General features: G+C 65.8%; 13 protein-coding genes. 9 read left to right on the top strand and 4 right to left on the bottom strand.

Going from position 1 to position 18,639, the window contains the following annotated elements:
- Positions 1-179 precede the first annotated feature (179 nt).
- The 3 genes from AC6CH2_RS13880 to AC6CH2_RS13890 all read left to right on the top strand — a co-directional run bounded on the left by AC6CH2_RS13880 (position 180) and on the right by AC6CH2_RS13890 (position 2,883).
- Entirely contained in the window at positions 180-1,355 is a 1,176-nt protein-coding gene (locus tag AC6CH2_RS13880) for an MFS transporter (protein ID WP_498269735.1), read from the top strand.
- 300 nt (positions 1,356-1,655) lie between these two features.
- Positions 1,656-2,366, top strand: a complete 711-nt coding sequence (locus AC6CH2_RS13885; RefSeq protein WP_498269736.1) for a transposase — start codon at positions 1,656-1,658, stop codon at positions 2,364-2,366.
- Between the two features lie 58 nt (positions 2,367-2,424).
- The gene (locus AC6CH2_RS13890; RefSeq protein ID WP_498269737.1) at positions 2,425-2,883 is read left to right on the top strand and encodes a hypothetical protein; all 459 of its coding nucleotides are present in this window, start codon (positions 2,425-2,427) and stop codon (positions 2,881-2,883) included.
- Between the two features lie 286 nt (positions 2,884-3,169).
- Here AC6CH2_RS13890 and AC6CH2_RS13895 read toward each other — a convergent pair whose 3' ends face one another.
- From AC6CH2_RS13895 to AC6CH2_RS13905, 3 genes are all read right to left on the bottom strand, one after another.
- Positions 3,170-3,574 (bottom strand): hypothetical protein, encoded by a 405-nt coding sequence (locus tag AC6CH2_RS13895; protein WP_498269738.1) that lies wholly within the window; start codon positions 3,572-3,574, stop codon positions 3,170-3,172.
- 79 nt (positions 3,575-3,653) lie between these two features.
- A complete protein-coding gene (locus tag AC6CH2_RS13900) occupies positions 3,654-4,130 on the bottom strand; it encodes a hotdog fold domain-containing protein (RefSeq protein WP_498269739.1) in 477 nt (158 codons plus the stop codon).
- A gap of 251 nt (positions 4,131-4,381) precedes the next feature.
- Entirely contained in the window at positions 4,382-6,862 is a 2,481-nt protein-coding gene (locus AC6CH2_RS13905) for an acyl-CoA dehydrogenase (RefSeq protein ID WP_498269740.1), read from the bottom strand.
- Positions 6,863-7,207: 345 nt separating this feature from the next.
- Here AC6CH2_RS13905 and AC6CH2_RS13910 point away from each other — a divergent pair, with 345 nt between their 5' ends.
- From AC6CH2_RS13910 to AC6CH2_RS13935, 6 genes are all read left to right on the top strand, one after another.
- The gene (locus AC6CH2_RS13910; protein ID WP_498269741.1) at positions 7,208-7,861 is read left to right on the top strand and encodes a TetR/AcrR family transcriptional regulator; all 654 of its coding nucleotides are present in this window, start codon (positions 7,208-7,210) and stop codon (positions 7,859-7,861) included.
- A 57-nt stretch (positions 7,862-7,918) separates the two neighbouring features.
- Positions 7,919-9,724: a phosphoenolpyruvate carboxykinase (GTP) gene (locus AC6CH2_RS13915; protein ID WP_498269742.1), complete on the top strand. Its 1,806-nt coding sequence runs from the start codon at positions 7,919-7,921 to the stop codon at positions 9,722-9,724.
- A gap of 412 nt (positions 9,725-10,136) precedes the next feature.
- The gene (locus AC6CH2_RS13920; RefSeq protein WP_435395017.1) at positions 10,137-10,700 is read left to right on the top strand and encodes an RNA polymerase sigma factor; all 564 of its coding nucleotides are present in this window, start codon (positions 10,137-10,139) and stop codon (positions 10,698-10,700) included.
- Complete coding sequence (locus AC6CH2_RS13925) at positions 10,697-11,302, top strand: hypothetical protein (RefSeq protein WP_498269743.1); 606 nt, start codon at positions 10,697-10,699, stop codon at positions 11,300-11,302. The genes AC6CH2_RS13920 and AC6CH2_RS13925 overlap by 4 nt, the downstream gene beginning before the upstream one ends.
- An 18-nt stretch (positions 11,303-11,320) precedes the next feature.
- Positions 11,321-12,283 (top strand): DUF4097 family beta strand repeat-containing protein, encoded by a 963-nt coding sequence (locus tag AC6CH2_RS13930; protein WP_498269744.1) that lies wholly within the window; start codon positions 11,321-11,323, stop codon positions 12,281-12,283.
- 187 nt (positions 12,284-12,470) lie between these two features.
- Complete coding sequence (locus AC6CH2_RS13935) at positions 12,471-13,733, top strand: aspartyl/asparaginyl beta-hydroxylase domain-containing protein (RefSeq protein ID WP_498269745.1); 1,263 nt, start codon at positions 12,471-12,473, stop codon at positions 13,731-13,733.
- 1,816 nt (positions 13,734-15,549) lie between these two features.
- On the opposite strand, the gene AC6CH2_RS13940 is transcribed toward AC6CH2_RS13935, so the two are convergent.
- Positions 15,550-18,450, bottom strand: coding sequence for a TonB-dependent receptor domain-containing protein (locus tag AC6CH2_RS13940; RefSeq protein ID WP_498269746.1), 2,901 nt, complete (start codon positions 18,448-18,450; stop codon positions 15,550-15,552).
- Positions 18,451-18,639 lie beyond the last annotated feature (189 nt).

The raw sequence follows: 18,639 nt of genomic DNA on the forward strand, positions 1-18,639 counted from the left end.
GCGGCCTGCGCCCATCGTTCGCCGCCCGGAACGATGAAATCGTCGCGATGCGGTTTATCCGCCCTTCGCGATTTTCTAGATTGACCGCATGCGCCGCATCGGCGCGCCGCGATTCTTCCCTCATCTTCCACCCCGGCCCGATCGTTCCGGCCGCGGCGTGCCCGTCCCTGGAGTCCGTCTTGCTACTGCCTCTTCTACTGTTGTCGGCGGCCGGTTTTACCGTGCTGACGACCGAATTCATCCTGGTCGGCCTGTTGCCGTCGCTGGCGCGCGATCTTGGCATCAGCGTGTCGCAGGCCGGCCTGCTGGTGACCTTGTTCGCCTTCGCGGTCGCCGCCAGCGGTCCGTTCCTGACCGCGTACTTTTCGCGCTTCGAGCGCAAGCGCTTGTTCATCGTGGTGCTGCTGTTGTTTGCGGCCTCGAATGCGGTCGCGGCGATGGCGCCGAATCTCGGCGTGATGGCGTTCGCGCGCCTGATTCCGGCGCTGGGCGTGCCGGTGTTCTGGGCGCTGGCCAGCGAAACCGCGGTCGACCTCGCCGGCCAGGAACGCGCCGGCCGCGCGATTTCGGTGATTTCCTTCGGCGTGATCTGCGCCACCGTGATCGGCGTGCCGACCGGCACCCTGATCGCCGACGCCTTCGGCTGGCGCGCGGCTTTCGTCGCGCTGTCGATCGCCTCGTTATTGAAGGCGACTCTGCTGTTCGTGTTCCTGCCGGACAGCCGCATGGACAAGCCGCAGGTGAAGCTGAGCCAGCAGTTCCGGGTGCTGCGCGATCCGCGCGTGAGCGGGCACGTGCTGCTGTCGGTGCTGCTGTTCACCGGCATGTTCACCGCCTACACCTACCTGGCCGACATGTTCGAGCGCCTGGCCGGCTTCAACGGCTCGGTGGTCGGCTGGGCGCTGATGGGGTTCGGCGCCGTCGGCCTGATCGGCAATACCCTTGGCGGCCGCATCGTCGACCGCAACCCGCTCGCCGCCTCGATGATCTTCAGCGTGCCGATGGCGCTCGGCCTGGTGCTGGTGGTGCCGTCGATCCACTCGCTGCCGCTGTTCGCCGCGACCCTGGCGCTGTGGGGCGTGACCCAGGCCGCCTTGTTCCCGGTCAGTCACGTGCGGGTGATGAAGTCCGCGCCCGAGGCGCCGGCGTTCGCCGCGTCCTTGAACATCTCCGGCGCCAACCTCGGCATCGGCGTCGGCGCCATCGTCGGCGGCCGGGTCATCGACGCGATCGGCGTCGGCGGCCTCGGCTATGCCGCCGCGGCGATCGTGGGGGTGTCGGTGCTGGTGGGCGTCGTGCTGATGTCGGCCGGTGAGCGGCCTGAGCCGGTCGAAGCAGTGGATTGCACAAGTTGAGCGGGAGGCACCGCGCGGTTCGCCTGGGCGAATCGCGTGGGCCGGCAAAACGGGGTCCGGCAAAACGGGGTCAGAGCCCCTTTCCGATAGAGCCGGGCGGCGAACTCCTATAGTTAGGGGCAATACGTCTTAACTAGGGTAAGGGTCTGCAAAGGAGGCCCTTATGCCCCGTCAGCCACACCAAAACGGGGTCACACCAAAACGGGGTCAGAGCCCCTTTCCGATAGAGCCGGGCGGCGAACTCCTATAGTTAGGGGCAATACGTCTTAACTAGGGTAAGGGGCTGCAAAGGAGGCCCTTATGCCCCGTCAGCCACGCCCCGATCTCGCCGGCGTGCCGCACCACGTAGTTCAACGCGGCAACGACCGTCAGCCTTGCTTCTTCAGGCCGGCTGACTACGTGCGCTACCTCTTTGCGCTACGTGAAGCGTCGCTACGTTACGGCATAGCGGTCCACGCCTACGTACTGATGACTAATCATGTGCACCTGCTGGCTACGCCTGCAGCGGCGGGCGCCGTGTCGCATATGATGCAGAGTCTGGGGCGCAGCTATGTGACCTACGTGAATGCCCATTATCGGCGTACCGGTACGCTGTGGGAAGGGCGCTTCAAGTCGTGTCTGGTGGATACGGACGCCTACTTGCTCCGCTGTCAGCGCTACATAGAGCTGAATCCAGTGCGCGCCCGAATGGTGGTTCGTCCCGAGGAGTACGCCTGGTCTAGTTATCGCTGTAATGCGCTGGGTAAAGCCGATTCGACAGTACAGCCTCATGAAGTGTATTTGGGGCTTGGGCGACAAGCCGAGGAGTGCGCAGTCGCGTATCGTGGACTGTTCGACGAAGTCCTGAGTGAGCAGGATATGGACGAGATCCGAATCTACTTGCAGCAGCAGCGGGTATGGGGTAGTCCAAAGTTCCAGCAAGCCATCGCGGCGCAGCTCGGCCGCTTTACAGAAGTGAGGCCCGCGCATAGACCACGAAAGGCCGTTTTGACTGCAGCAGTTGAAAAGTAGCTCTGACCCCGTTTTCCTCAATGGAACCATCACCTCACTTTGTCCGGGATTTCGTTGAATGAAAACTTGCATCATTGACTCGGTGGAAATCGAGCCTGCGTTGATCAGGGTCGGCTCGGTTTCGTTCGGGCGGAATCCGGGAGTGGATTCGCTGCCCTACAGCATCCGTGTCGACGTGGACACGGCGGACGGCTGCTTTGGCGCGTACTTCAGCGACTTCTTGGCTAGAGAAGGCGAAGACGACGGCTCGGACTATGAGCCCAGCGGGATTTATCTGGAACTCAAATCCGCCGGTTATCCTGCTTTTTCAATAATGGCCGAGCGCGAGCCAAGGCTTCTGGCCCGATTGATTCTGGAGCAATTGCCCGCGGAGTTCGTCGGCTACCTGTATCAGGACAACGAATCGTCGTTCGAAAGCAAGAAATATATCCTTCAGACGCTTGAAGGCGTATCCGTGTCCAAGGGCGTCATTACTTGCTCCGGTCTTGCGTTCGCCAATCCAAGATACGTGCGTTGAACGAGTGGCGGTGAGTCGTCGACGCGGCCCGGTCTGGCCGTCGTGACGGCATGAGGACAGCGAAGGGCTCTGCCCCGGTTTTTCCCCAGTTTTGAAGTGAGCAGGATATGGACGAGGCTCGAATCTATTTGCAGCATCAGCGGGCATGGGGTAGTCCAAAGTTCCAGCAAGCCGTCGCAGCGCAGCTCGGCCGCTTCACCGGGGTGAGGCCCCGTGCACCGACCACGCAAGGCCGTTTGACTGCAGCAGTTGAAAGTGGCTCTGACCCCGTTTTCGCCGTTTTCGGTCACTCACACCCAGTGTACAAGCACGTCGCCGGCAACAAAGGCATGACGAAGATCGCAGCGCCCAGCACGAACAGCGCAGTCAACACATGAATCATCGGCCGGTTGATCCGCAGGAACACGAACTGCTCGATCGTCCGCCCGACCCAGAACAAGGACATGCCGACCAGCAGCGCGCGGCCCAGCGCGGTGCTCAGCAGTTCGTCGGTATAGAAGAAGCACAGGGTGGCGACGCCGAGGAAGACGTAGATCAGGCGCAGGTTGAGGATCTGCAGGATCGCGCGGTCGGCGACGGTGGCGCTCTGCAGGCTGCGGCGCCAGCCGAACAGTTTCCAGAACGCCATGTGGAAGACGGCGAAGGCCAGGCTGTGCAGGCCGCCGAGCCAAATCCAGGCATTTGCGCTCATGAGGGGGGCTCCCGATGCGGATTGCTTTCTGTGGGATGCTACGCCGGGCACCGGCTGTAGGCTGTGCGGGGGGCGCGAATCAGCCGCGCTTGGGCTTGGGCGAGACGCGCATGTTGATGCGGGCGCGAAACACCGTGTCGCCGGCGGGGTCGGTAACGACGACGTCGACCGGCAGATCATAGGCGCTCGCCGACTCGACGATGGGCGCGGCCGGGGTGGCGACGGCGCGTACCTGGCCGGCTGCCTTCTTGAGGTATTCCACGCTCATGCCGACCGGGATCCAGCGCATCGAGCGCGGGATGCTGACGTCGGTCATGACGCCGCCGGTAAGCTCGGCCAGGTTGCACATGGCGATCGCGTGCACGGTGCCGAGGTGGTTGGTGATCTTGCGGCGATGGCGCATGGTCGCGCTGCAGCGGCCGGGTTCGAGCGATTCGAAGCGCGGCGAGATGCTGGCGAAGTAGGGCGCGTTCCAGCAGATGGCGCGGGAGAACAGCCAGTGGCCGGCCGGCCAACGGGTCATCTTCTTGTACAGGGACAGGACGTCGGTGCTCATGGGCGTTGGCCGTCGTTGAAGGTTGAGTGCGAGGAGTACTTTCGGACCGTCGTCCCCGCGCAGGCGCGGACCCGAGGGCTTTACCGCGACATCGCTCTGAAGTCTCTGGATCCCCGCCTTCGCGGGGATGACGGCAGCGGGCGCGACGCGGGGGGCATTGGACGCCGAGTGTCGGATGCCCGAAACCAAAACGGCGGACCCGAAGGCCCGCCGTTTCGTTCAAGCGTCGTATCGCATGCGTGGTCGCCGGGTCAGGCCGCGGCGCGGGCGTCGCCGTGATCGGCTTCGTGCTTTGCCTTGTAGCCGGCCGAACGCAGCTCGGCGGCGTCGAAGTCGTCGACGCTGATCGCATCGATGGTCATCTCGCGCAGCTCTTCGAGTTGCTTGCGTTCCTCGGCGGTGATCCAGCCTTCGCGCACGCCCTCGTCGAGCTGGCTCGGGAAGTCCAGCGCTTCGATGTCGCTGTTCTTGAGCGCCTTGAGGAACTTGCGCTCGACCGGCTCGGCCAGGATGACCTTCTGCAGATAGCTGTTGATGCGGCCGGCCGGGTTGTTCTCGCAGGGGGTGATGAACAGACCCTCGGCGAGGCGGTCGCGCGCATCGTTCGGCGACATCAGCAAGGACGCGGCGCGGTGGCCGAGGCGGTCGCTCGGCGCCTGGGCGCGGCGGCCCCAGGGGAAGATCAATGCCCACAGCAGCCAGCCGACCGGACGGATCGGGAAGTTGCGCAGGGCGCCAGACAGCGCCAGTTCGATTTTGTGCACGGCGTCGTGGAAGGCCCACGCGAGCAGCGGCTGGTCGCCGGCCGGACGGCCCTGGTCTTCGTAGCGCTTGAGCATACTGCTGGCGATGTAGAGCTGGCTCAGCACGTCGCCGAGGCGGCCCGACAGCGATTCCTTGAACTTGAGCTTGCCGCCGAGCAGCAGCATCGAGGTGTCGGCCATCACCGCCAAGGTCGCCGAATAACGGTTGAGCTTGCGGTAGTAGCGGCGGGTGTAGGCGTCGCCCGGGGCCGCGCCGATGCGCGCCGCGGTCAGGCCGTACCACCAGCTGCGCACCGCGTTGGAGATGGCGAAGCCGATGTGGCCGAACAGGTTCTTGTCGAATTCGCGCAGCCGCTCGGTTTCGTCGGGCAGCATCGCCGCCTTCATTTCCTTGAGCACCCACGGGTGGCACAGGATCGCGCCCTGGCCGAAGATCATCAGCGAGCGCGTCATGATGTTCGCGCCTTCCACCGTGATCATGATCGGCAGGGCCTGCCAGTTGCGGCCGGCGTAATTCTTCGGCCCCAGGATGATGCCCTTGCCGCCGTGGATGTCCATGACGTCCTTGGCGACTTCGCGGGCCATCTCGGTGCAGTGGTACTTGGCGATGGTCGACGGCACCGCCGGGTTTTCGCCGCGCGCGACCGCCGCGGCGGTGGCCTGCGACAGCGCGCTGACCGCGAAGGCGTGGCCGGCGATGCGCGCCAACGCTTCCTCGACGCCTTCGAAGCGCCCGATCGACAAGCCGAACTGCTTGCGGATGCGGGCGTAGGCGCCGGTGACGATGGCGCCCATCTTGGCGCCGCCGCTGCCCGAGGAGGGCAGGGTGATCGAACGGCCGATCGAGAGGCATTCGACCAACATCTGCCAGCCCTTGCCGGCGTAGGCTTCACCGCCGATGAGCTGGCTCAGCGGAATGAAGACGTCCTTGCCGCGGATCGGACCGTTCTGGAAGGTGCAGTTGAGCGGGAAGTGGCGACGGCCGACTTCGACGCCGGCGGTATCGCGCGGCAGCAGCGCCAGGGTGATGCCGATGTCGCGCTTGTCGCCGATCAGGCCGTCCGGGTCGTACATGCGGAAGGCCAGGCCAATCAGGGTCGCGACCGGGGCCAGGGTGATATAGCGCTTGTCGAAGGTCAGCTTGACGCCGACCACGCGCGCGCCGTTCCAGTCGCCCATGGTGACGATGCCGAAGTCCGGGATCGAGGTCGCGTCCGAGCCGGCCCAGGGACCGGTCAGGCCGAAGCAGGGGACCTCGCGGCCGTCGGCGAGGCGCGGCAGGTAGTGATCTTTCTGTTCCTGGGTGCCGTAGTGCATCAGCAACTCGGCCGGGCCGAGCGAGTTCGGCACGCCGACGGTCGAGCTGACCACGCTGGAGACCGACGCGAGCTTCTGGATCACCTTGTGGTTGGCCAGCGCGGTGAAGCCCAGGCCGCCGTATTCCTTCGGGATGTTGAGGCCGAAGAACTTGTTCTTCTTGATGTAGCCCCACAGCTCCGGCGACAGATCGGCATCGACGTGGGTGATCTGCCAATCGTTGGTCATCTTGCACAGCTCTTCGACCGGACCGTCGAGGAAGGCTTGTTCCTCGGCGCTCAGCACCGGCTTGGGCTGCGACAGCAACTGCTGCCAGTCGGGCTTGCCCGAGAACAGCTCGCCTTCGAACCCGACTGTGCCGGCTTCGAGCGCGGTGCGTTCGGTTTCCGACAGCGGCGGCAGGATCTTGGTGTAGAAGCCGAGCAGCGGCTTGGTGATCAGCGGCAGGCGGATCGCCGGCACCAGCAGCGGCACCGCGATCAGCGCGACCAGGGCCGCGGCGAGGATGGTCGCGACCGGGTTGGCGCCCAGCAGATAACAGCCCACCAGCACCGTCGCGGTCAGCGCGGCCCAGACCGGCAGGCGCAGGCGGTGATAGGCGGCGATGGCGCCGACCAGAAGGAAGGCAAGGAAGGGGATCGCGATACTCATGGCGGCGCTCCGGAGGATGCGGCTAAGACTCAAGCTAATGGGACACGTGTGACGTCAATGCGGAAACGATGCTCCAAACCGGCAGACCATCGGCATTCAAACGCTGGCATCAAACGCTTAACATACGGCCGAGTATGGAATCGCCGTTTCGAGCTGTCAACCGAGGAGCCGGATTCGGGATTGGGATTCGGGAACAGGCGGCGTACCTGGCGGCAGAGTCGATTTCTTGCGCGGCAAATCCGGGCTCTTGCTGTACCGATCCCGAATCCCGAATACCCAAGCCGGTCGCTTTTTGCTGCACTGCGTACTGTTCCCGACCGTGGCGTATGGTTAAACTTGTCATCCATGAACCAGCCTGTCTCGAACAAGTCCGAGCCGAAGCTCGACACCCCGCCCGCCGTCCCGGCCGCCGACGCCAAGCCGGAGGCCAAGCCCGAGCGCAGCGGCCGCCTCAGTGCCGACGACTGGGCCCAGGCGGCCCTCGACCTGATCGCCGAACAAGGCGTCGCGGCGGTGGCGGTCGAACCGCTCGCGCGCCGGCTCGGCGTCACCAAGGGCAGCTTCTACTGGCACTTCCCTTCGCGCGATGCCTTGCTCGTCGCCGCGCTGGAGCGTTGGGAAAAAGTCGAGCAGGAAACCGTGTTCGGCCAGCTCGAGCCGATCCCCGATCCGCGCCAGCGCCTGCGTTCGCTGTTCCACCTCGTCGCCCACGAGGTCAAGTCGCACATCATCTATTCCGAGTTGCTCAAGGCGCTGGACCATCCCGCCGTGCAGCCGGTGATCGGGCGCGTCTCCGAACGCCGCCTCGATTACCTCACCGCGTCCTTCCGCCAGGCCGGCCTCAGCCGCACCGATGCCCAGCATCGCGCGCGCCTGCTCTACGCCGCCTATGTCGGCTTCCTGCAACTGAACCTGCAGTTGCACCAGACCCGTATGCAACACGACGAATTCGAGGCCTATGTCGAGCACATGATGGCCACGCTGATTCCTTCGTCATGAGCCTTGTTTCCACTTGATTCGCTTTTTTTCCCGTTCCCCCGGCTGGAGAGCAATGCCGTGAATGCCAATTTGAAAGACGCCGCCCCCGCGACTGCCGTGCCGGGGAGCGCGGGCAGCCTGCTGGTCGCACTCAACGAATGGGTCGCGCAAGTCGCCGCGCTGACCCGTCCCGACAAGATCCACTGGTGCGACGGCAGCGATGCCGAATACGACGCCCTGGTCGCGCAGATGCTGGCCGACGGCACCCTCGAAACGCTGAACCAGGACACGCACCCGGGCAGCTATCTGCACCGCTCGCATCCCGACGACGTGGCCCGGGTCGAGCACCTGACCTTCGTCTGCACCAACGATCGCGAAGACGCCGGCCCGAACAACCACTGGATGGCGCCGGCGCAGGCGCACGCCAAGATGGACGCGCTGTTCGACGGCTGCATGCGCGGCCGCACCCTGTACGTGATTCCGTACTGCATGGGCCCGATCGACTCGCCGCTGGCGCGTTGCGGCGTGGAAATCACCGACTCGCCGTACGTGGTCGCCAATATGCGCGTGATGACGCGCATGGGCGCACAGGCGCTGGCGCGCATCGAGCGCGAAGGCAGCTTCGTGCGCGGCCTGCACTCGATCGGCGAGCTCGATCCCGAGCGCCGTTTCATCATGCATTTCCCCGACGAGCTGGCGATCAAGTCGTTCGGCTCGGGCTACGGCGGCAACGCCCTGCTCGGCAAGAAGTGCCACGCGCTGCGCATCGCTTCGCACCAGGCCCGCAACGAAGGCTGGCTCGCCGAGCACATGCTGATCGTCGGTATCGAGAACCCGCTCGGCGAGACCCACTACGTCGCCGCCGCGTTCCCGTCGGCCTGCGGCAAGACCAACCTGGCCATGCTGATTCCGCCGGAAGGCTACCGGCATGCCGGCTGGAAGGTGTGGACGGTCGGCGACGACATCTGCTGGATGCGCCCGGGCGCCGACGGCCGCTTGTACGCGATCAATCCCGAAGCCGGTTACTTCGGCGTCGCGCCGGGCACCTCAGCCAAGTCGAACCCGAACGCGCTCAAGTCGATCCAGAGCAACACCATCTTCACCAACGTCGGCGTGACCGCCGACGGCCAGCCGTGGTGGGAAGGCCTGGACGACGGGCAGACCCCGGTCACCGACTGGCGCGGCAACGCCTACGATGCCGCCAAGGGCCCGGCCGCGCATCCGAACGCCCGCTTCACCGTGTCGGCCAAGCAGTGCCCGAGCTACTCCCCGGAAGCGGAGAACCCCGCCGGCGTGCCGATCTCGGCGATCGTGTTCGGCGGCCGCCGCGCCTCGCTGGTGCCGCTGGTGTTCGAGGCGCGCGACTGGACCCACGGCGTGCTGGTCGGCGCCGCGATGGGCTCGGAAACCACCGCCGCCGCGACCGGCGCGGTCGGCGTGATGCGCCGCGATCCGATGGCGATGAAGCCGTTCTGCGGCTACAACTTCGCCGACTACTTCAGCCACTGGCTGTCGTTCGACCGCGACGGCGCGCAGCTGCCGAAGGTCTTCCACGTCAACTGGTTCCGCAAGGGCGACGACGGCAAGTTCCTGTGGCCGGGCTTCGGCGACAACCTGCGCGTGATCGAGTGGATGATCGGCCGGGTCAAGGGCGAAGCCGGCGCCACCGAAACGCCGATCGGCTACCTGCCGGATGCGCAGGATCTCAACCTGTCCGGGGTGAACCTCAGCGACGAGGCCTATGCCAAGTTGTTCGGCTTCGACCATGCCGGTTGGACCGCCGAGTTCGACAGCATCGGCGAGTACCTGCGCGAATACGGCCCGCGCATGCCGCAGGCCCTGCACGACGAGCAGCAGCGGATCGCGGCGGTGCTCAAGGGCTGAGGCTGTCGCTTCTTAGGAACGAGTGGAGAGGAACGAGTAACGAGTGGGCCGCGGTCCGGCCTGCTCGGGGCTCGTTCCTCTTTCGTTTTCGGGCCTTCAGCCGCCGGCAGACTTCCGCCGGGCCAGGGGAGGGGCGGGGCGCTCCGTTTCCTCTTTCGTCTCCGGCCCAGCCGCCGGCGACCTCCGCCGGGCCAGGAGAGGGGCCGGTCGCGCCACCTCTCGTTCCTCGGTCCTGATCTCTAGTTCCTGCCTCATATCGGCTTCTCCTCCGGCGGGCTGCCGCCGGGCGAGGGAGCGGGCCGGACGCGACCCCTCTCGTTCCTCTCGACTCTTCCCGATCCACCGCCTGCCCTTAAACCCTGAGCCCCGACCCCGCATCGGACTCAGTATGCTGACCGCCGTGAACGACCACATGCCAGACACCGCAGCCCCGATCGAAGTCGACGACGACCGGGCCTTGGTCGCCGCCGCCGCGGCCGGCGGCGTCGCCGCCTTCGAAGCGCTGTACCGCCGCCACGCCGGCCGGGTCCACGGTGTGATCGCCCGGCTGGTCGGTTACCACGGCGCCCGCGCCGAGGACCTCACCCAGGAAGCCTTCGTCCGCGCCTGGCAGGCGCTGCCGAACTTCCGCTTCGAATCGGCGTTCGGCACCTGGCTGCACCGGCTGGCGGTCAACACCGCCCTGATGGAGCTGCGCGGACGGCGTAGCCGGCCGTTCGAGGACAGCGACGAGGAGGCGTTCGAGCTGATCGGCAGCGCGGACTCGGCCGGCCATGTGATGGCCTTGTCGATGGATCTCGAGCGCGCCGTCGCTACCCTGCCGCCCCGCGCCCGGGCCGTGCTGGTGCTGTACGACGTCGAAGGCTGGAAGCATGAGGAGATCGCCGCCGAACTCGGCATGGCGGTCGGCAGTTCCAAAGCACAGTTGCATCGCGCCCGCAGTCTGCTGCGGACGCGCCTTGGAGAGCAGGCATGAGCGACCACAACCGAATCCCCGAAGCGAACACCCCGGAAGGCGAGCTGCCCGACGCCTTGCGCTGGCAGTTGCGTGCGCTGCGCCGGGATGCGCCGCCGACCCGTGATCTGTGGCCCGCCATCGCCGCGCGTCTGGGCGAGCAGGCACCGGCGGTCGCCGCGCAAACGCCGGCCGCCCCCGACGGGATGCAAGCCGGCGCGCCGGTGACCGCGCTGCGCCCGCGCGAACGGACCCGCCACCGTTGGATGGCGCCGCTCGCGCTGGCGGCCAGTGTTGCGGCATTGGCGATCGGCATCGCCGGGCAGTACCGCGCCGAGCCCGAGTCGTCGCCGTCGGTCGCCGCTCAGCCCAGCGCGCCTGCGAGCCTGATGCAACGCGAAGCCGACGGCATGACCCGGCAGTACCAGGCGGCGATCCGCGAGATCGGCCCGGCCACCGAGCGGGCGAAGGCGATGCAGCCGGCGTTCGACGAACTCGACCGCAACGCCGCGCTGATCCTCGATGCGCTCGCCCATGACCCCGATTCGCGGCTGTTGCTCGAGCAACTGCGCCGCACCTATGCCCGTCGCCTCGCGCTCGCACAGCGCGTGGTCTACACCTGATCCACGGAGGACGCCACGATGACCACCGCTCACCCCCAGTACCGCAGCGCTCTCCGCAATCGCCGCCATGCCGTTCCCGTATTCGGCCTGTTGGCATGGGCGCTGGTCGCGGCGTTGCCGGCCTGCGCCGCGACGCCGATCAACCAGACCCGTCCGCTCAACCCCTTGGGCAGCATCGAGATCGACAACGTCAAAGGCCTGATCCAGGTCCGCGCCTGGGATCGCTCCGAGGTCAAGATCGAAGGCAGCCTCGGGGAAGGCGTCGAGAAGCTCGAGATCGAAGGCGACCGCGAGCACCTGTCGATCAAGGTCCGCTATCCCAACCGCGGCAGCGGCATGGGCTTTCTGGTGGGCGGCGACAACAGCGAACCGACCGAGCTGCGCCTGATGGTGCCGCTGCAGGCCAAGCTCGAGATCGATGCGGTCTCGGCCACCGTCGACGTCAACGGCGTCGCACCGCGCGATCTCAGTATCGACAGCGTCAGCGGCGACGTGATCGTCGCCGCGGCCCCGCGCGAGGCCGAGATCGAAAGCGTCAGCGGCGACCTGCGTCTGACCCTCAACAGTCCGAAGGTCTCGGCCCAGACGGTCAGCGGCGACCTCAACCTGCGCGGCCGGCTCAACGGCGAGGTCGACATCGAGACGGTGTCGGGCAGGGTCGATGTGACCACCCGCGAGTCGCGGCTGACCAAGCTGTCGGGCAATTCGGTGTCCGGCGACCTGCGCGTGGCTGGCGCCCTGGCCGACGGCGGCGAGATTTCGCTGGAAACGGTCAGCGGCGACGTCCGCCTGTCGCTGCCGCGCGCGCTGTCGGCGAGCGTGCGCGGACAGAGTTTCAGCGGCGACCTCAGCGCGCCGGACGTGCAGATCGTCCGGCCGAAGCACGGCCCGGGTTCGAGCTTCGAGCACCGCTACGGCAACGGCAGTGGGTCGATCAAGATCGAGACGTTCTCCGGCGACGCGGCCCTGGAGCTGAACTGATTACCGCTGGCGCGCGGGGGGGCTCCGGAATCGCCTGTCCCGGCGCGCAGGCCGCAACCGCAGCCGCTCTGGGCGGCGCAACGCCGCCGGTGTATGTTCCTCGCCTAGGCGCGCCCGGCGCGCCATCGAAGCAGCGCCGATCGCGCCTCGAGCGCTATCGCAGTTCCGTCCGGCGAGGGAAGCGGTCTTGAACGAACAGGTCAATCAACTGGTCCAGGCCGCCGGCCTGGCCTCGCGCGCAGGCCGTTGGCAGGAGGCCGAAGCGCTGTGGAGCCAAGTGCGCACCCTCGCGCCGCAGCATCCGCAGGCGCTGTACAGCCTCGGCATCCATGCCCTGCAGCGCGGCGATACCCGCGGCGCGGTCGAGCTGCTGCAGTCCGCGCATCGCGCTGCGCCGAACGACCCGATGATCCTGCTCTCGATCGGCATGGTCCAGCGCGAACGCGGCGATGCTGCCGCCGAGTGGGAGGCGATCAGCGCCGCGCTCGTGGCCGATCCGTATTTCCTGGCCGGGCTGCTGGCCAAGGCGGCGTTTCTCGAACGCACCGGCAAGGCGCGGGCGGCGGCCCAGGCCTATCGCAACGCGCTGACCGTCGCGCCGCCGGAGCCGCATTGGCCGGACATGCTGAAGACCCAGTTGCTCCACGCCAAGAGCAAAGTCCAGCAACATTCCGACGAGTTCAGCGAATTTCTCGCCCACCGCGTCGGCGGCCCGCGCGCCGCGCTCGAGGCCGGCGTGCTCGGCCGCTGGGACGAGGCCGCCTCGATCATGGTCGGGCGCAGCAAGCCGTATCACTCCGACTGCAACCAACTGTGCGTGCCGCGGCTGCCGGCGATCCCGTTCCACGAGCGCACCCAGTTCCCCTGGGTGCCCGAACTGGAAGCGCGCACCTACGAGATCCAGCGCGAAATGCGCGAGGTGCTGCGCAACGAGCAGGCCGAGTTCACGCCCTACATCGAGTACCAGCCCGGCGACCCGGTCAACCAGTGGCAGGAGCTCAACCATTCGCGGCGCTGGAGCACCTACAAATTGTGGAGCTACGCGCAGCCTGTGCACGAACACCTGGCGTTGTGCCCGCAGACCCGCGCCGCGCTGGAAGCGGTGGAGATGGCCCAGATCGCCGATGTTTGCCCGAACGCGATGTTCTCGGCGCTGGCGCCGCACACCCATATCCCTCCGCACCACGGCGAGACCAACGCGCGCCTGGTCGTGCACCTGCCGTTGATCGTGCCCGAGCGCTGCAGTTACCGGGTCGGTTTCGAGCGGCGCGAATGGAAGGTCGGCGAAGTGCTGATCTTCGACGACTCGATCGAACACGAAGCGCGCAACGACAGCGACGAACTGCGCGTGGTGCTGATCTTCGACGTGTGGAACCCGTTGCTGTCGCTTGCCGAACGCGACATGGTCGACGCGATGATGCGCGCGCACCGCGATTTTCTGGCGGGTTGAGGGGCGCCGCCGCGGGGTAGGGCGTTGGCGGGCGTTGTAGGTTCCGGCTGGGCCGCTGTTCCAGCCCAGGCCTAACATAGCCCGCAATTCCTAGTTCTAGCTTCAGTTCCGACCCCGACCCCGACCCCGACCCTGATCCTGGCCTTGGCCTTGGCCTTGGTGGTAGTCGTTGCTGTGCGTAGCCAGGCATTCGCGAAGGCAATAGAAGACCCGGAGGGCGGCGCGCAGGGATGCGCGCCGTTTTTCATCGGGACAGGGAGGTCCCGTATGAAAAATCCCCGCGCCGGCATCGATCGTGCGGGCCCTTGATTCAAAACAAAGCACTTTTCTTTGGTTACCTTTCTTTTGTTGCTTTAGACAAAAGAAAGTAACCCGCCGCTTTAGTGGCGGAAGCTTTGGTTTTGATCTTGATCTTTGATCATCGTTCGATGAACGATGCGCCGCGAGACCGTAACGACGCGGTCGCGGCTTGCGCCGCTCCTACCCTGGCGAGAGTTCGCCGCTTCGATGGACGACATCCGCCCTGGCACCTCTGCGCGTCCCGTGGTCGCGGCTCACGCCGCTCCTACAGGGATGGTCTCGCCGCATCTGATTCCCCATGCCGGCTTTAGTCTTGGCCGCTGTTGCTGTGCGTAGCCAGGCATTCGCGAAGGCAATAGAGGACCCGGAGGGCGGCGCGCAGGGATGCGCGCCGTTTTTCATCGGGACAGGGAGGTCCCGTATGAAAAATCCCCGCGTCTGCATGGATCGTGCGGGCCCTTGATTCAAAGAAAAGCACTTTTCTTTGGTTAGCTTTCTTTTGTTGCTTCAGACAAAAGAAAGTAACCCGCCGCTTTAGTGGCGGAAGCTTTGGTTTTGATCTTGATCTTTGATCATCGTTCGATGAACGATGCGCCGCGAGACCGTAACGACGCGGTCGCGGCTTGCGCCGCTCCTACCCTGGCGAGAGTTCGCCGCTTCGATGGACGACATCCGCCCTGGCACCTCTGCGCGTCCCGTGGTCGCGGCTCACGCCGCTCCTACAGGGATGGTCTCGCCGCATCTGATTCCCCATGCCGGCTTTAGTCTTGGCCGCTGTTGCTGTGCGTAGCCAGGCATTAGCGAAGGCAATAGAGGACCCGGAGGGCGGCGCGCAGGGATGCGCGCCGTTTTTCATCGGGACAGGGAGGTCCCGTATGAAAAATCCCCGCGTCTGCATGGATCGTGCGGGCCCTTGATTCAAAGAAAAGCACTTTTCTTTGGTTACCTTTCTTTTGTTGCTTTAGACAAAAGAAAGTAACCCGCCGCTTTAGTGGCGGAAGCTTTGGTTTTGATCTTGATCTTTGATCATCGTTCGATGAACGATGCGCCGCGAGACCGTAACGACGCGGTCGCGGCTTGCGCCGCTCCTACCCTGGCGAGAGTTCGCCGCTTCGATGGACGACATCCGCCCTGGCACCTCTGCGCGTCCCGTGGTCGCGGCTCACGCCGCTCCTACAGAGGGGGCGTGTAACGCCGTGTTGCGAGTCCATCCCCTGTAGGAGCGGCGTAAGCCGCGACCGCGACCCATCAATCTCGCGCCGATGCCGACGGCAGCCGGTCAGGGTAGGAGCGACGCAAGTCGCGACCGCGTCCTGTCGTGCGCCGGCGCGTCCGGCCGTCGGACAGAGGGGGTACATCAAGCGCAAAACTCCCGTCCGCTGACGCGGTCGGATTACGGCAGGGATCGGGCCAGACAGGCCCAGACGACGCCAGAACCCATCCCCGCCGTTTCCGGCCGCCCACAAAAAAAGGCGGGCCGAAGCCCGCCTCAATTCGACTCGGATGATGCTTTTTATTAGAAGCGCATCGTCAGGCCCAGGGTGTAGTAGCGACCCAGGGTGTCGTAGTACTGCGGGAACGTGTTGCCGCTGTTGAAGCCGGTGCTGCCGATGTTGCTGCCCACGACCGGCGGCTTCTTGTCGGCGACGTTGTTGACGGTGAAGTTGATGCGAGCGTTCCACGGCAGTTCATACGCCATGGTCAGATCGAAGTAGTCGTACGAATCGATCGAGGTGTAGTCCGGGAACCACTCGATCGGACCCGGTTCGACGTCGACCGCGCTCAGGTGACGCCAGTTGAAGCCGAGCTCGAAGTCCTTGATCGACCACACCGCGCGGAAGTTCGACTTGTAGTCGTACACGATGCCGGCGATGACGTTGCACGACACGCCGTAGACGCCGACGCAGTCGTGCTTGCCGACCTGCGGATCGCCCTGATAGTCGTAAGTGTCGGTCTTGGTCAGGTCGAGCGCGAAGTCCAGGCGGCCCCACTCGTTGCTCAGCGGGATGCCGTAGCGAACGCCCAGGTCCCAGCCGTCGGTGGTGATGCGGCCCTTGTTCGAGCGGTTGAGGAAGGGACCGCGCGCTTCGCCGTTGAGCGAACCGTCGACCGCTTCGCGCGCGCCGATCATCAGCTGGCACATCGGGTGGGTGATGCTGAGGGTCGGGTTGAACTGACGGTCGTAGCAACCGAACAGCGCATCGCCGAGCACCGGACGGGTGATCGCGTCCTTGATGTCGATCTTCCAGTAGTCCAGGGTGATCGCCAGCTCTTCCATCGGCTGCCACACCAGGCCCAGGGTCTGGGTGTCGGCCTTTTCCGGGCCGAGGATCGGGTTGCCGCCGACGAAAGCGTTGGCCTGACCCGCGCTCGGGCCGTCGACGCCGCCCTGGCTGTCGAGGATCGCCTGCGGCACGCCGGTCGCGACGCACAGCGCGGCCACCGAACCGGTCACGCCGCCGTTGAGCGCCAGCTGCGAGGCTTCGCAGGGATCTACCGCGGTGTTGTCCAGGCCGGTGACGACCGGCTGGAACAGCTCGTTGATGTTCGGGGCGCGGGTCGCGCGCTGGAACATGCCGCGGAAGCGCAGCGTTTCGATCGGCGCCCATTCCAGGCCGTACTTGTAGCTGCCGTAGTCGGTGTCGGTCTGACCCGACTTGAACTCGGTGTGGCGGTAGCCGGCCTCGAAGTTCAAGGCATACGCGCCGGTCTTGCCGCTGATCAGCGGCACGATCGTTTCGAAGTAAGCCTCACGCAGCTTCAGGCTGCCCTCGACGTCGGGGTTGGCGCCGCCCGAACCCTGCACTTCTTCCGGATCGCGCGAAGCCGCATCGGCGCGGTTCAGCGCGGTCATCTTGCGGCCTTCCAGGCCGAACGCCATACCGATCGGGTAATCGGCCCACGGGCTCTTGAAGTTGTCGCCCAGGTCGCCGTTGACCGAACCGGACCAGACTTCCTGTTCGACGCGCTGGGTGGCGAAGGTCAGCACTTCGAGGAACTTCTTCGAGTCGGTGCTGATCGTGCCTTCCGCGCCCCACAGGTTCAGCGGGATGCAGCCGTTGGTCGGGTCGACGCAGTTGACGCCGTCGGTCGACAGCAAGGCCTGCTGGGTGCGGGCCTTGGACAGGAAGCCGGCCGAGACGGTCAGCTGATCGGCCTCGCCGTGCGACCAGTAGGCGTCGTAGCGCCAGTTGTCGGTGATGTTGCCGCGCAGGCCCAGGGTGGCCTGGAAGACCTTGTTCTGGAAGTCGGTCGAGCGGGTGCCGAGCTCGGTGGTACGACGGTTCAAGGTGGTGTTGACCGTGGTCGGGCTGCCGACCACGCAGTTGGCCGCCGGCACGCCGAACTGGGTGCAGATTTGCTGGCGGGCCGGCTCGGGGATCAGCGGGTTGCCGATGCCCAGGTCGAAGCGGCCGCCGAACAGGCCGCCCGGGGCGATCTGCGAGAACACGTTCGAACGCGTGTAGAGCAGCTGGGTGTAAGCCTCGGCGTGCTCGTTGATTTCGTAGCGGCCCAGTGCGGTGGCCTGCCAGCGGTCCAGCGCGGTCTGGTTGAAGTTGAACGGGTTGTAGTTGAACGGGGTGACGATGCCGTCGAAGCGGCCGGTGGCCGGATTGATCTGGCCGAGCGGGCCGACGCGGGTCGGGATCGAGGTGCCCGAACCGCCGGCTTCGCCGCTGGTCGAGTCGAGGTTGAACTCGGAGAAGCCGCGCGAGCCCTGCAGCAGCGGATCGTTGTCGGTCTTGCCCAGGCTCAGCACGAAATTGCCGCGGCCGTCGTCCAGGTTCATGCCCAGGGTGACGGTGGTGTTGCGGCGGTCGCCGTCCTGCTTGCTCGACTGGCCGTAGCTGGTGTTGACCTCGACGCCTTCGAAATTGCGCTTGAGGACGAAGTTGACCACGCCCGAGACGGCGTCGGCGCCGTACACGGCCGATGCGCCGCCGGTGACCAGGTCGACGCTGTCGATCAGCGCGACCGGGATGACGTTGGTGTCGACCACGCCGAACAGGTTGAACGGAACGACGCGACGGCCGTCCATCAGCACCACGGTGCGATTGTCGCCGAGGCCGCGCAGGTTGATCGTGGCGCCGCCGTTGGCGCCGTTGTTGGTGCCGGGGCCGATGGCCGGCACGGCGCCGGGCAGGACCTTGAGGAAGTCTTCGGCGGTGACCGGCTGGTTGCGGTCGATTTCTTCGCGATCGACGGTCATGACCGGGCTGTTGGTGGTCAGGCCGGGAATCGAAATGCGGCTACCGGTGACCTGGATGCGATCCAGGGTGGTGGCGTCTTCGGCGGGCGCGGCGGCGGGTGCCGCAGCGTCCTGGGCGGAGGCGAGGCCGGTACCGGCCAGGCTGGTCGCGCCCACGCACAACGCGAATACGATCGCGTCGCGCAGTTTGGTGGTCTTCAGGGTCATCTCTCTCTCCAAGTCTGTCCTGAACGAACGGGTCCCAAGCAAAGGGGCTGGCCAAACGGCGCATATTTAAAGGCCTAAATTGGCAAAGCCGGCCCGATAGTAGACGCCTTGGCCGAGTAATTAAAGTGTTGTTAAGTGCTTTTTTGTCGCAAAGGCCGCTGCGACACGGGTTTTCGGCCGCGCAAAAGA

The organism is Lysobacter sp. GQ73 (assembly GCF_059758755.1).

Coding starts and splice junctions, on each gene's coding strand:
- AC6CH2_RS13910 (WP_498269741.1), top strand. CDS start 7,208: ATGAACCAGCCTGTCTCGAACAAGTCCGAGCCGAAGCTCGACACCCCG.
- AC6CH2_RS13890 (WP_498269737.1), top strand. CDS start 2,425: ATGAAAACTTGCATCATTGACTCGGTGGAAATCGAGCCTGCGTTGATC.
- AC6CH2_RS13885 (WP_498269736.1), top strand. CDS start 1,656: ATGCCCCGTCAGCCACGCCCCGATCTCGCCGGCGTGCCGCACCACGTA.
- AC6CH2_RS13930 (WP_498269744.1), top strand. CDS start 11,321: ATGACCACCGCTCACCCCCAGTACCGCAGCGCTCTCCGCAATCGCCGC.
- AC6CH2_RS13940 (WP_498269746.1), bottom strand. CDS start 18,450: ATGACCCTGAAGACCACCAAACTGCGCGACGCGATCGTATTCGCGTTG.
- AC6CH2_RS13895 (WP_498269738.1), bottom strand. CDS start 3,574: ATGAGCGCAAATGCCTGGATTTGGCTCGGCGGCCTGCACAGCCTGGCC.
- AC6CH2_RS13905 (WP_498269740.1), bottom strand. CDS start 6,862: ATGAGTATCGCGATCCCCTTCCTTGCCTTCCTTCTGGTCGGCGCCATC.
- AC6CH2_RS13900 (WP_498269739.1), bottom strand. CDS start 4,130: ATGAGCACCGACGTCCTGTCCCTGTACAAGAAGATGACCCGTTGGCCG.
- AC6CH2_RS13925 (WP_498269743.1), top strand. CDS start 10,697: ATGAGCGACCACAACCGAATCCCCGAAGCGAACACCCCGGAAGGCGAG.
- AC6CH2_RS13920 (WP_435395017.1), top strand. CDS start 10,137: ATGCCAGACACCGCAGCCCCGATCGAAGTCGACGACGACCGGGCCTTG.